Source organism: Actinomadura graeca, from assembly GCF_019175365.1.
Taxonomy (GTDB): Bacteria; Actinomycetota; Actinomycetes; order Streptosporangiales; family Streptosporangiaceae; genus Spirillospora; species Spirillospora graeca.
The window spans coordinates 4,330,656-4,344,343 of sequence record NZ_CP059572.1; the positions used below are offsets into that span (position 1 = coordinate 4,330,656).

The 13,688-nt window shown below is 69.9% G+C and carries 9 protein-coding genes; 5 read left to right on the forward strand and 4 right to left on the reverse strand.

Going from position 1 to position 13,688, the window contains the following annotated elements:
* The first annotated feature begins 108 nt into the window (after positions 1 to 108).
* Both AGRA3207_RS19050 and AGRA3207_RS19055 read left to right on the forward strand, forming a co-directional pair.
* Entirely contained in the window at positions 109 to 1,728 is a 1,620-nt protein-coding gene (locus AGRA3207_RS19050) for a hypothetical protein (protein ID WP_231336071.1), read from the forward strand.
* A complete protein-coding gene (locus AGRA3207_RS19055; RefSeq protein ID WP_231336072.1) occupies positions 1,641 to 4,229 on the forward strand; it encodes a hypothetical protein in 2,589 nt (862 codons plus the stop codon). Before AGRA3207_RS19050 ends, AGRA3207_RS19055 begins: the two co-directional genes overlap by 88 nt.
* Here the strand turns inward: AGRA3207_RS19055 and AGRA3207_RS19060 are convergent.
* Positions 4,226 to 5,335, reverse strand: coding sequence for a hypothetical protein (locus AGRA3207_RS19060; RefSeq protein WP_231336073.1), 1,110 nt, complete (start codon positions 5,333 to 5,335; stop codon positions 4,226 to 4,228). The genes AGRA3207_RS19055 and AGRA3207_RS19060 overlap by 4 nt on opposite strands.
* Positions 5,336 to 5,372: 37 nt before the next feature.
* Complete coding sequence (locus AGRA3207_RS19065) at positions 5,373 to 5,966, reverse strand: NUDIX hydrolase (RefSeq protein ID WP_273700056.1); 594 nt, start codon at positions 5,964 to 5,966, stop codon at positions 5,373 to 5,375.
* 193 nt (positions 5,967 to 6,159) lie between these two features.
* Between AGRA3207_RS19065 and pdhA the strand changes: the two genes are divergently transcribed.
* Genes pdhA through AGRA3207_RS19080 form a run of 3 tightly spaced genes read left to right on the forward strand, consistent with a single transcriptional unit; the run spans position 6,160 to position 9,658 of the window.
* The gene (pdhA, locus tag AGRA3207_RS19070) at positions 6,160 to 7,290 is read left to right on the forward strand and encodes a pyruvate dehydrogenase (acetyl-transferring) E1 component subunit alpha (RefSeq protein WP_231336074.1); all 1,131 of its coding nucleotides are present in this window, start codon (positions 6,160 to 6,162) and stop codon (positions 7,288 to 7,290) included.
* A complete protein-coding gene (locus tag AGRA3207_RS19075; RefSeq protein WP_231336075.1) occupies positions 7,287 to 8,264 on the forward strand; it encodes an alpha-ketoacid dehydrogenase subunit beta in 978 nt (325 codons plus the stop codon). The genes pdhA and AGRA3207_RS19075 overlap by 4 nt, the downstream gene beginning before the upstream one ends.
* Positions 8,261 to 9,658 (forward strand): dihydrolipoamide acetyltransferase family protein, encoded by a 1,398-nt coding sequence (locus tag AGRA3207_RS19080; protein ID WP_420830897.1) that lies wholly within the window; start codon positions 8,261 to 8,263, stop codon positions 9,656 to 9,658. Before AGRA3207_RS19075 ends, AGRA3207_RS19080 begins: the two co-directional genes overlap by 4 nt.
* Before the next feature lie 99 nt (positions 9,659 to 9,757).
* On the opposite strand, the gene AGRA3207_RS19085 is transcribed toward AGRA3207_RS19080, so the two are convergent.
* The gene (locus tag AGRA3207_RS19085; protein ID WP_231336077.1) at positions 9,758 to 11,170 is read right to left on the reverse strand and encodes an OmpA family protein; all 1,413 of its coding nucleotides are present in this window, start codon (positions 11,168 to 11,170) and stop codon (positions 9,758 to 9,760) included.
* A 548-nt stretch (positions 11,171 to 11,718) separates the two neighbouring features.
* Positions 11,719 to 13,554, reverse strand: coding sequence for an acyl-CoA dehydrogenase (locus AGRA3207_RS19090; RefSeq protein WP_231336078.1), 1,836 nt, complete (start codon positions 13,552 to 13,554; stop codon positions 11,719 to 11,721).
* Positions 13,555 to 13,688: the final 134 nt, after the last annotated feature.

The following is a 13,688-nucleotide window of genomic DNA, read 5'->3' on the forward strand; positions in this document are numbered from 1 at the left end:
CGGACCTAAAGTACGGCAACGATCCTGAAGCGTACGGCACCATGGCCTGGCAGGCCCCCATCACCACCCCCCACCGTCACCCCCGTCCCCACCCCCCGGAGCCGCCCGATGAACGTCGAGGACCTGACCCCCTCGGAGCGCCGCCTCTGGGACGCGTTCCCGCGCGGCGAGTCGGTCGACATGTCGTCCGGTGACCCGGCGCTGGACGATCCCGGCGGCACCGCGCACTGGGGACATGACCGGATGGTCAGGGCCGAGGTCCTCGTCGCCCTCCTCGTCGGCGCCGTGGAGCCCCAGCCCGGTCAGGTCGCCGCCGTCCGGCTCAGCGGCGCCCGCATCACCGGCTCGCTGAACCTCGGGCACGCGGAGGTCCACGTCCCGCTCGCGCTGACGAACTGCCTGTTCGACGAGGCCCCGCACCTGTACTGGGCGAGCATGAACAGCGTCCACCTGATGCGCTGCCGGCTTCCGGGCCTCGTCGCGTCCGGCACCCGGGTGGACGGGCACCTGTGGCTGGAGGGCAGCCGGATCTCCGGGGGCCTCTGGCTGGACGGGGCGAACATCACCGGCATCCTGAACATGTCGGGCGTCCAGCTGGCCAATCCGGGCGGGGACGCGCTGCTCGCCGACCGCCTCACCGTCGAGGCGAACGTGTACTGCGACCAGGGCTTCGTGGCCAACGGCGAGGTCCGGCTGCCGGGCGCCCGCGTCGGCGGACAGCTGATCTTCCGCGAGGCGCGGCTGCACAACCCGGCCGGCGCCGCCCTGTACGCAAGCCGCCTGGACGTGGCCGCGAACGTCTTTTGTGACGGCGGGTTCAGCGCCGAGGGCGAGGTCCGGCTCCGCGGCGCCCGCGTCGGCGGTTACCTGTCCTTCGTCGGCGCCCACCTGTCCCACCCCGACCGCACCGCCCTCAACGCCGACGACCTGGCCGTGGAGACCGACATCTACTGCTCCGACGGCTTCACCGCCCTGGGCGCCGTCAGCTTCGCCGGCGCCCGCGTCACCGGGCAGCTCAGCCTCCGCGGCGCCCACCTGCACCACGAGAACGGGACCGCGCTCAGTCTCCAGCGCCTCCAGGCCGAGGAGGTCCTGCTGCGCCCGGCCGAGCCGATCAGGGGCGTCGCGGACCTGTCGTACGCGCGCATCAACCTCCTCCGCGACGACGCGAAGACCTGGCCTGAGCGCCTCCAACTGGACGGCCTCCAGTACGAGACCCTCGAACCGCCCCTGACGGCCCGCGACCGCCTCGCCTGGCTCCGCCGCGACACCGACGGCTACGCCCCGCAGCCCTACGAGCGCCTCGCCCAGACCTACCGCGCCCTGGGCCTGGACGCCGACGGCCGCTCCATCCTGCTCGCCAAGGCCCGCGACCGCCGCAAGACCCAGGGCGTGTCACGCAAGGTCGTCGGCTGGTTCCAGGACGGCCTGGTCGGCTACGGCTACCGCCCGTTCCGCGCCGCGAGCTGGCTGGTCGGCCTCCTCGCGTTCGGGACGATCGTCTTCTCCCTCCACAAGCCAGAGGTCTTGGACGAGGGTCACAAACCGCACTTCAATCCGTTCTTCTACACCCTCGACCTTCTCCTCCCGATCGGCAGCCTCGGTCAGGAGATCGAGTTCGCCCCCAAGGGCGTCTACCAGTGGATCGCGAACTTCATCGTGGCCGCGGGCCTCCTCCTCGGCCTCACCGTCGCCGCCGGAGCGACCCGCGCCCTATCCCGCGAATAGAACCTATTCCGCCCGCTTTCCACCTTCTTTCGTCAAGGAAAGTAGATGCGGAGGTCAACAATTCCTTCTACGCTGTTGCCCTCCGGCACAGGGACGAAGGGACGGCGATGGTCGCCACGATCGACATGCGCGCCGTCCAGACGGAACTACGGGCGATTTCTAGTGTTATGTCCGAAGTGACCCGTCTGATGGGCCCACAGATCTGGCAGGGCGGCTCCGCCGCGTCCTTCACCTCGGACCTCCAGGACCACAACCGCTCCCTCAACCGCCTGATGTTCGAGGTCGTGCGCACGGTCGCCCGCGTCAACCAGAGCCCCTCCACGTACCAGACCCCCGACATCCCCCGCGTGACCCCGGCCGCGGGCCGTCCCGGCGTCGCGTCCGTCTCCGCCAAGGGTCTCGAACGCCTCGAAACCGCCCTCACCCGCGCCGCCGACCGCCTCCCCCAGGCCGCCAGGATGGTCCGCGGCCTCCTCGCACCCGCCTACCCCGACATCCCGAGCACGGCCCCCTGCGACCGGGCCGCCGCCTGGTGCCGCGACCAGTCGTCCCGCACCCGCACGCGGCTCATGTACGCCCTCGCCGAGAACCAGGCCGACCCCCTCCTCGCCGGCTCGTCCCTCTCGCCCGTCCCCGACCTGGAACGTTTCGGCCGCAAGGAAATGGCCGAACTGGGCCGCCTCCAGGGCGTCGCCCTGACCAAGGCCCTGGACGCCCCCAACACCTACACCCCCGAACTCATCTCCGAGATGGCCAGGACACTCCGCGCGAACACCAAGGACGACGGCTACCTCACGGCCTTCTTCGCCAACGTCCCGGCGGGCTCGGTCGGCAAACTCGCCTACCGCCTGCACCAGAGCCACGGCGGCTCCGGCCTCACCCCCGACGACAAGAAGATCGTCGGCGACTTCGGCACCGCCCTGGCCGCCCTCTCCCGCAGGAAGGACGGCAGCGCCCCCGTCGCCCACGCCCTGGGCCCCGCGGGCGCCGACATGCCCGGCCAGGCCCTCCTCGTGAAACTGAGCGCCCCCAACGTCAGATGGAGCAGCGCCGTCCTCGTCGACCTCGCCAAGGCCGCCCTCCGCTGGCGCCAGAAACACCCCTCCTACGCCATCACCGAGTCGTCCGGAGCCCTCAGCGGCGAGTCCCACACCTCCGTGACCAACCAGCCGGACGGCCGCTGGTGGGACCCCTGGGGCCTGAACAAGCCCTTTGGCCGCGACCCCGACACCAAGACCCTCCGCGAATACGACCCCGCCCTCACCATCCTCGGCCGCATCTCCCAGCAACAAGACCTCACCGCGGCCCGGACGCTCGCGGCGACCGGACTGGAATCGGCGTTCACCATCAAGGACGCGGAAAAGGCCGAACCGCTCACCTGGCTGACCCGCGGAAACGGCGGAACGTACGCCGCCCTCCTCATCACACCCGACTGGCCGGACGGCGGCACCGCCGCAGGATCCGTCATCGCCCTCGCGACCACACCCGACAAGGGCCACGAAGAAGAGGCCGCCCAGAACGCCGCCGAAATCATGAAGACCGTGGCCTGGTGGAACGACAAGGGCCGCGAGAAGGTCGACAAACTCCTCAAGAAAGACAGCCCTCCCGACTGGCTCCCCTGGTTCGACATCCTCCCCAGAACCGACCAGGCTCCCCCGGGAACGAGCAGCAGCAAGCACTACACAGCCGAACTGGCCCCCGGCCTGAGAACCGGCCTCCTTCGGATGATCCACCTATACATACCAGCGATCGGTGACTCCAACGCGACATCCGGTGGTACCGACCTTCCCAGCAAGGATCCGGCAACCGGCCGCGTCTACGTCAACATTGCGGGAAGCGATATGGAGGGTTTTCTGCGCACCTTCGCCATGGACGACAAGTCCTGGGCGCAGATAGCACACGACACCCAGCTCTATCGTCAGCAGATCCTCGCTTGGGGTATGACCCACGGAAAGTTCGATGACGCGATAGCAAGGGCCGGCTACGCGGAGGGGCTCCTGATCGCCGCGTACGGCAAGGAACGGATCGCCAATGAAAAACTCACCGCGCAGCAATACCAGGACGCACAGAAGCACCTCACACTACTTCGCGATGCTTCCGGCGCCATCCTCGGTGCGACTCCCGCCGCGAACATCCCCGGGGTGACCGACGCGTACTCGATGGGCACTGGGCTCGCCCTTGAGAAGATGACCTACAAAGCCTTCGACAAGAAGGTCAAAGAGATCCAGGACCAGCACGCTCAGTACTCTGATCAGTTGATGCTGGATCTAGCACGGGCCCTCGCACTCACCAAATCCGGTCACACCGGCGTTCCCGAGGTCGATGCGCTGCTCAAGAAGCCCAACCTGACAGCGTCCGAAGAGCAAGCCATCCGACAATGGGCCATGAACTTCGAGTTCCCAGTAGAACCTCACGGAGAGTCAATGACAGGCCGCGCCATCGTCCAGAGGATGGAGGATCCGACTGATCACAATTCCTCTCCGAACGGTGTGCAACCCTAGCCGCGACGCGGAACGCCACCGATATCGGCAGGAAGACGGAAAGAGTATATTCGTCCGCAGTTCTTGTCCATGACGAGATGGTCACCGCCCGGCGTCACGGCCAGGCCGCCCGGTTCGGCCGAGGCGACAATAGCCATTGAACCGTCGAACTGGCCACACCACTGAGGACCGCCGAGGGAAAGCGCCACAAGGCGGCCGTCCGGCCGCAGAAGAGCGGGTCGCGGCTTGCGTTCGAAGGCCGTCGTCCCTCCGAGGAGTAGCACTGAACCATCGGCGAGAGGCGTGGCCGCCGACCACGCCGGGATGCCCCTGGGCAAGCCGGGGAAGGCGGTACCGCTCGCAGCGCCGCCCGTGTCGATACGGACGAGCCCGCTGGCCGCGAGGACGATCGCGCCGCTCCGTCCGTTCGCCACCAGGGCCAGCGGACGCTGCTTTCCGGAGCCCATCGCCTTCCTTCGTGCTTCCTCAAAGCCGCTCGGCCGCCAGATCCTCACCTCGTTGGCCGCCTGTACTTCGAAGAGATCTCCGGCGCCCGAAACAATGATGGGCCTACCGTCCCCCCGCATCGCGAAGCGAGAATCCGTCCACTGTCCGTCCAGTTTGCGCTGCTCCGAGGAACTCACAGGGCGCCCCGCCTCGTCGAGGATTCGGATCGGCCGGTCGTTCTCCGTGGTCAGGACGTCGGTCTCTTGAAGGGTCGACAGCGCCATCTTGGACAGCTGGAGGCCCTTGGCCGAGGACATGATCCACAACTGACCGGACACAACGGCAAGCTGGCCGCCTCGGTTCTTCACACGGAATGTACTGACCCGTCCGTCCCGCTCGATACGAACGACGACGGAGGCGTCATTTGCGAGCGCACGGAAATACACCAGTCCCGTGGCTGGATCCACGGCCAGCCCCCCATCGGACTGGGCACCTGCCTTCACCGCGTATTCGCCGTCACGAGGGGGGCGGTAGTTGTCCGGAGCGCCGGCGATGATGACTACTTGGCCGGGGCGGGTGGGGCGGGGGGTCGGGTTGAAGGACGGGGTGTCCTTGGCGGTCGTGCAGGCAGCGAGTGCCGCCAGGAGGGCTACAGCTGTGGTGACCCTGGTGTAACGCACCTGTCGATGATGGCAGGGGTGGGCGCGTCCGGCGGGCTCATCGGGCTCTCAGGTAGCGGTCGATCAGGGTTCTGACCGGGACGGTGAGGGGTTGTTCCAGGGCGGCTTCGAGGGGGAGCCAGGTGGGGCGGTGGCCCTCTTCCAGGACGCGGACGGTGGTGGACGCGGGGACGTCCAGGACGTAGGTGTGCCAGCGGTGTGCGTCGGAGCCTCGCCAGCAGGAGTCGCCGGGGATGTCGTCCACGCCGAGTTCGGTGAGGTCGGACAGGGCGGCGTGGAGGCCCACCTCTTCGTGGAGTTCTCGCTGGGCGGCGCGGCGGGGGTCCTCGCCGGTGTCGATGTGGCCTGCGGGGACGGTCCATTGGAGAGGGTAGAAGAGGCGCTCGAAGAAGAGGTGGCGGCCGTCCGGGCGGCGGACGAACACGCCGGCGGTCTCGTGCCAGTACTCGCCTGCGGCGTCGGTCCACCAGGTCAGGGCGGGGTCGATGACGAGGGAGCGGGCGTGTTCCTGGCTGCATGTGGCGCAGACGAAGCCCGGGGCGCCGTGGGCGGGGGTGACGGTCTCGGCTCGGCAGCCCCAGCAGTACTGGTGGCGGCGGCCGTCGTCGGGGACGTCCATGTCGAGCCTCATGCGGGCAATGTACGGGTGGCGTGCGTCACGTTGCGCGTGGGGGCGGGGCGCGCGGGGGTAGGACTTGCAACGCAGGGTGTGATGTCTGCCACCATGGCTTTAGCGGCTTTTGTCCCTTACCGGGGGCGAGGTCGCTGACATCGGCCGGTGGACGGCGATCCCGTGTACCGGCCCCGAACGAGGAGTGTCATCGATGACGATCGACTCCGTGCGCGGCGCGCCAGACACCCCCGGGCTCGCCGAGCCCGAACTCGTGCAGCTGCTCACCCCCGAGGGGGAGCGCGTCGAGCATCCCGACTATCCGCTCGAGCTGAGCGCGGACGAGGTCCGCGGGCTGTACCGCGACCTGGTGCTCACTCGGAAGATAGATCTGGAGGCCGTGGCGCTGACGCGGCAGGGGGAACTGGGGCTGTGGGCTTCGCTGCTCGGGCAGGAGGCAGCGCAGATCGGCTCCGGGCGGGCTCTCGGACGGCACGACATGGTGTTCCCGACCTACCGGGAGCACGCGGTGGCGTGGTGCCGGGACGTGGAGCCGATCAGGCTGCTCGGCCTGTTCAGGGGTGTGAACCACGGCGGGTGGGACCCCGCGGAGCATGGCTTTCACCTGTACACCATCGTGATCGGCAGCCAGACACTGCACGCGACCGGGTACGCGATGGGCGTCCAGAGGGACGGTGTGCTGGGCTCGCCGTCGGCCGGGGCGACGATCGCCTACTTCGGGGACGGGGCGACGTCGCAGGGGGACGTGAACGAGTCGTTCGTGTTCGCCTCGGTGTTCAACGCGCCGATCGTGTTCTTCTGCCAGAACAACCAGTGGGCCATCTCGGAGCCGTTGGAGCGGCAGTCGAGGATCCCGCTGTACAAGCGGGCCCAGGGGTATGGGTTCCCGGGGATCAGGGTGGACGGCAACGACGTGTTCGCGTGCCTGGCCGTGACGCGGAAGGCGCTGGAGAACGCGAGGACGGGCCAGGGGCCGACCCTGATCGAGGCGTTCACGTACCGGATGGGCGCGCACACGACGACGGACGACCCCACGCGCTACCGGCTGAAGGCCGAGGAGGAGGCGTGGAAGCTCAAGGACCCGATCGAGCGGGTCAAGGCGTACCTGGTGCGCGGTGACCTGGCGGACGCCGCGTTCTTCGAGCGGGTGGACGAGGAGGCCAAGGCGGTCGCGAAGGAGCTGCGGGCGCAGTGCCTGGCGCTCCCCGACCCCGGGCCGCTGACGATCTTCGAGCACGTGTACGGGGAGGACCATCCGCTGATGACCGAGGAGCAGGAGCAGTTCGCCGCCTACCTGGCGTCGTTCGAGGAGGAGGCGTCGTGACGACCCTGACACTCGGCAAGGCGATGAACGAGGGCCTGCGCAAGGCCATGGAGGGCGACCCGAAGGTCCTGGTGATGGGCGAGGACGTCGGGAAGCTGGGCGGGGTCTTCCGGGTCACGGACGGCCTGCAGAAGGACTTCGGGGAGGAGCGGGTCATCGACACGCCGCTCGCCGAGTCGGGGATCGTGGGCACCGCGATCGGGCTCGCGCTGCGCGGGTACCGGCCGGTGGTCGAGATCCAGTTCGACGGGTTCGTGTTCCCGGCGGCGGACCAGATCATCACGCAGCTCGCGAAGATGCGGATGCGGTCGCTGGGCGCGGTGTCGCTGCCCGTGGTCATCCGCATCCCGTGCGGTGGCGGCATCGGCGCGGTGGAGCACCACTCGGAGTCGCCCGAGGCGTACTTCACGCACACGGCGGGGCTGCGGGTGGTGAGCTGTTCCAACCCGGTGGACGCGTACTCGATGATCCAGCAGTCGATCGCGTCGCCGGACCCGGTGATCTTCTTCGAGCCGAAGCGCCGGTACTGGGACAAGGCCGAGATCGACACCGAGTCGACGGACTGGACGCCGCTGCACGCGGCCAGGATCGTCCGGCCGGGCGAGGACGTGACGGTGCTGGCGTACGGGCCGTCGGTCAAGACGTGCCTGGAGGCAGCGGCGGCGGCCGGCGAGGAGGGACGGTCGGTCGAGGTCATCGACCTGCGGTCGCTGAACCCGCTCGACACCGAGACGGTGGTGGGCTCGGTGGACCGGACGGGACGCTGCGTCGTGGTGCACGAGGCGCCCGTGTTCGGCGGGTTCGGCGCCGAGCTGGCCGCGCGGATCACCGAGCGGTGCTTCTACCGGCTGGAGGCGCCGGTGCTGCGGGTCGGCGGGTTCTCCACGCCGTATCCGCCGTCCCGCGTCGAGGACCAGTACCTGCCCGACCTCGACCGCATCCTGGACGCGGTCGACCGGACCTTCGCGTGGTGACGCCGGTGAGCCCGAAGCAGTTCAACCTTCCGGACGTGGGCGAGGGCCTGACGGAGGCCGAGATCGTCAAGTGGCACGTCCAGCCGGGGGACCAGGTCGAGGTCAACCAGACGATCGTGGAGATCGAGACGGCGAAGGCGATCGTCGAGCTGCCCTGCCCGTTCGAGGGCGTGGTGACCGAGCTGATGGTCACCGAGGGGCAGACCGTGGACGTCGGCGTGCCGATCATCACGGTGGACGTGGGGGCCGAGGGCGGCGTCGCGACGCCGGTCTCCGAGCCGCCCGCGCAGGCGGCGGCGCTCCGCGAGGAGGGCGTCCCGTCGGTGCAGGAGCCGGGGATGGTGTCGCCCGACCAGCCCAAACGCCAGCCGGTCCTGGTCGGGTACGGGGTCAAGGACGGGGCGACGAGGCGGCGCGCCCGGAAGGGTACGAACGGGGCTGCGGCCCCGTCCGCGACGCCGCCGGCGGCCCCGTCCGCAGCGCCGCCCGCGGCGCCGTCCGTTCCCGCGCAGGCGCGTCGTCCACAGGCTGTGGACAACGCGCTGCCGCTGGCCAAGCCACCGGTCCGCAAGATGGCCAAGGACCTCGGCGTGGACCTCACCGCGATCGAGGGGACCGGCCCGCAGGGGTCCATCACCCGCGACGACGTCCTCGCCGCGCAGAGCGCGCCCGCTCCCGCGGCCGGGGGACGCGAGGAGCGGATCCCGGTCAAGGGCGTGCGGAAGGCGACCGCGGCGGCGGTGAGCGGCTCGGCGTTCACCGCACCGCATGTCACCGAGTTCCTCCAGGTGGACGTCACGCGCACGATGGAGGCCGTACGGCGCCTCCGCGAGATGCCCGAGTTCCCGGACGTGAAGGTCTCCCCGCTGCTGCTGGTGGCGCGCGCGCTGCTCACCGCCGTGGCGAGGAACCCGATGGTGAACGCCTCATGGGCGGACGGTCCGTCCGGCGCTGAGATCGTGGTCAAGCACTACGTGAACCTCGGCATCGCGGCGGCCACCGAACGAGGGCTGATCGTCCCGAAGATCAAGGATGCGCATGAGCTCGGCCTGCCCGGCCTCGCGCGCGCGCTGAACGAACTGGCGGCGAAGGCGCGCGCGGGCAAGGCGACCCCGGCGGACCTGTCCGACGGCACGATCACGATCACGAACGTGGGCGTGTTCGGTGTGGACACCGGGACGCCGATCATCACCCCCGGCGAGGCCGCGATCCTGGCGTTCGGCCAGATCCGGGACATGCCGTGGGTGCACGAGGGCGAGCTGGCGATCCGCAAGGTCACCACGCTGTCCCTGTCGTTCGACCACCGCATCATCGACGGCGAGCTGGGGTCGCGGGTGCTCCGCGACATCGGCGACATGCTGGAGGACCCGCTCCACATCCTCGCCTGGAGCTGACGGTGCGCTGATCTCATCCCGGCCCCGGGGCGCGCCCCGGGGCCGGGATGGGCCAGCGCGTCATCGCTTCACGTGACGGCTGAGACGCGTCCCGGTGGGTCAGGAGACCGGGACGTTGTTGACCTTGCCGAAGGGGCCGCCGTCGAAGACGACCGACGTGACGTTTCCCGGTGGCGCGGGCATGTAGACGATCCCGCGCACCGGCTCGTTGACGCCCGTCCTGTAGGCGGCGGATGCGGAGCCCACGTACAGGGCGCTGCCCTTGAAGACCGGGGTGCCTATGCGGACGGCGCGGTACACGTCCTTCTCACCTGGTGCGGAGATTGAGAAGGATGTGAAGACGCCGCCCGGATAGTCCTTGTGCGCGTAGGAGGCGCTCAGCGGGGTCGTCCCAGGCCCTTCGTTGACGATGTCGAAAACGGCGACGATGTAGGCGCCGTCCCGGAAGAAGGGTTTGACGTCCAGCCGCCTCTTGTCCGCGCCGAACCGGCCGTAACGGCTCGCCACAGTGGCACCGTCCTGCGGACGGAACGCGGACGGAGCGGTGCTTCCGCCACGTCCGCCCGCCGGGGCGGTGCTGCGCCCGGTGGTCGGGGCGGTCTGCTGCCGGACCTCGTAGGTGATCTCCACGCGGCGGTTGCGGGCGCGGGCCTTCGCATCGTCCGGGCCGCCTTCCTGGGCGATCAGATCCGTCTCGCCCTTGCCGTGCGCGGAGTACTTGTAGGAGTCGCCCAGGCGGCTCTTCAGCTCCTTCATGACGGTTTCGGCGCGGGCGCGCGACAGCTTGAGGTTGTAGGAGTCGCTGCCCTTGCTGTCGGTGTGCCCGGTGAAGGTGAGGGGCCGCCGGGCGGGGTCGGCCTTCTCCTTGATCTCCTGGGCGGCCTCGTCCAGCACGACCTTCGCGCGCGCCGACAGCTTGGCCGAGTTGAACGCGAACAGCACGTCGGTGCGGAGGTTGACCGTCACGTCCGAGCCGCTGGACGTGACGTCCTTGATCTCGCCTTCGGTGATGTCGTACAGCTCGGCCGGGGCCCCGGCCACGCCTCCCGCCTGCGGCGACGAGGACGGCGACCCGGACGGCGACCCCGACGAAGACGCGCTCCCCGACGTCGCGGAAGGGCCGGTGCCGCCCGGGGCGGGCGAGGTGGGCGAGGCTGACGGGCTGGGCGCGCTCCCCGTGCCGCTCACCGGGATGCCGGTGAACTCCCCCGTCGTGCCCGGCGTGAACACCGTGACCTGCTGGACGTCCTGCGGGAGGGGCGGGAGTTCGGCCACCATCTCGCGGGTGGCGCCCGGCGCGAACTGCTCGCCGGTGGCCGACGCCGCAGGGCGGTAGAACCTGCGCCCGACCGGGTCGAGGACGCTCGCGGGGATCGGCACGGACTTGGCGGACGAGTCCAGCGACGTCACGCTGTAGCGCACCACCGACCTGGCGCCCTGCCGCTCCACGCCCTTGACCTCGACGCGGGCATGCAACGCGCCCGTCGCGCCGGCGGTCGGCGCACCACCCACGCTGCCCGGCCCACCCACACTGCCCGGGCCACCCGTGCCGCCCGGCCCGCCCACGCCGCTGGGACCACCCGAACCACTCGATGTGCTCGTCCCGCCCACACTGCCAGGGCCGCCTACACTGCCCGGCCCGCGCGCGCCGCCAGGGCCACCCGTGCCGCCCGTCCCGCCCGGGATTCCCGTGCTGGACGGGATGCCGAACCAGCCCTCACGGACGTACTTCCCGCCGGACGGAGTGGGGGCGGGCGCGGGGCCGCCCGCCTTGGCCGTCGGGGGGTCGCTCGTCTCGGCCTTCCCGGAGTTCGCACAGCCTGCGGCGGACAACAGCCCGGCAAGGCAGACGGCAAAAGGGACGCTCGCGGCGGCGCGCATCGGGCTCTCCGGTCGAATGGGGGTGGCGGGGAGGTCGCGGCTTACAGTAATGAGCCCGGCGGCCGAGCGCAGCACCCGGCCGCATGCGGCGGCCCCTGCCACGCGAGATGGCAGGGGCCGCTTCCCTGACCGCGGGAGGCGGAGCGGGGCCCGGAGGGGCGGTCAGGTCCGGTGGACGGTCAGAACGCCTCTTCGGGAAGGTCCATGACGTCCAGGCTGGTGGCCTCGGTGATCGCACGGTCGGCGGCCAGGCGTGGCAGAACGGTCTGGCAGAAGAACTGCGCCGCGGCGACCTTGCCCGTGTAGAAGGCGGTGTCGGAGGCGGAGACGCCGTCGCCGCCGAGGGCGTTGAGGGCGATCTCGGCCTGGCGGCACAGCAGCCACGCGACGATCAGGTCCCCGAGGGCGAGCAGCAGCCGGGACGTGCCGAGCCCGACCTTGTACAGCTGCCTCGGGTCCTCCGCCGAGCCGAGCGCCCAGCCGATCATCGGGTCGAGGATGCCCTGCACGTCGTCGAGGGCGCGGGCGAGCAGCGCGCGCTCGTTCTTGAGGCGGCCGTTGCCGGCGTCGCTCTCGGCGAACGCCCGGATCTCGCCCGCCAGTTCCTTCAGGGACGCGCCGCCGTCCCGGAGGATCTTGCGGAAGAACAGGTCCTGGCCCTGGATCGCGGTGGTGCCCTCGTACAGGGTGTCGATCTTGGAGTCACGGATGTACTGCTCGATCGGGTAGTCCTGGAGGAAGCCGGAACCGCCGAGGGTCTGGAGGGACTCCGCGCCGAGCAGCGCGTAGGCGCGCTCTGAGCCGAAGCCCTTGACGATGGGCAGCAGCAGGTCGTTGATCTTCTCGGCGCGCTCGTCCCGGCGTCCCTCGTGCTCGGCGATCTGCACGGCGTCCTGGTAGGACGCGGCGAGCAGCACCAGCGCCCGCATGCCCTCGGCGTACGCCTTCTGCGTCATGAGGCTGCGGCGGACGTCGGGGTGGTGCGTGATCGTCACGCGGGGCGCGGACTTGTCGGTCATCTGCGTCATGTCGGCGCCCTGCACGCGCTCCTTGGCGTACGCCAGCGCGTTGAGGTAACCGGTGGACAGCGTGGCGATGGCCTTCGTGCCGACCATCATCCGCGCGTACTCGATGACCAGGAACATCTGCCGGATGCCCTGGTGCACGTCGCCGACGAGGTAGCCCACGGCGGGGCTCTTCCCGCCGAACGTCAGCTCGCAGGTCGTCGAGACCTTCAGGCCCATCTTCTTCTCGACGCCGGTCACGTAGGCGCCGTTGCGCTCGCCCAGCTCACCGGTCTCCAGGTCCACCAGGTACTTCGGGACGAGGAACATCGACAGGCCCTTGGTGCCGGGCCCGGCGCCCTCGGGACGGGCCAGCACCAGGTGGAAGATGTTCTCGGCCATGTCGTGCTCGGCCGAGGTGATGAAGCGCTTGACGCCCTCGATGTGCCAGGTGCCGTCCGGCTGCGGGACGGCCTTCGCGCGTCCGGCGCCGACGTCGGAGCCCGCGTCGGGCTCGGTCAGCACCATCGTGGCGCTCCACTGCCGCTCAAGGGCCAGCTCGGCGAACCTCTTCTGCTCGGGCGTGCCGATGTGCCAGAGGATCTGGGCGAAGCCGGGGCCGGAGGCGAACATGAAGACGGCGGGGTTGGCGCCCAGCACCTGCTCGGCGACGGCCCAGGAGAGCGAGCGGGGGGCGCCGCTGCCGCCGAACTCCGGGGTGAGGTCCAGCCGGAACCACTCGGCGTCCATCCACGTCTTGAACGACTTCTTGAAGCCCTCCGGCATGGTCACGGTGCCGGTGGCGGGGTCGAACACCGGCGGGTGACGGTCGGCGTCCTCGAAGGACTCGGCGAGCGGGCCCTCGGCGAGGCGGTTCACCTCGTCGAGGACGCTGCGCACGGTGTCCTCGTCCAGTTCCGCGTACGGCCCCCTGCCGAGGAGGTCCTGGCGCCTGAACACCTCGAAGAGGTTGAACTCCAGGTCCCGGAGGTTGCTCTTGTAGTGCCCCATTCGAGACTCCGTCCGGTCCAGCGGCGGCCGATGCCCCGCGCGTGGTACTGGTCAGTAACTCACCATCATGCTACCCGCTGGTAACCAGATCCGACCACCCCGGAAGAGGACGATCCGCGGGATGCAGGCCACAT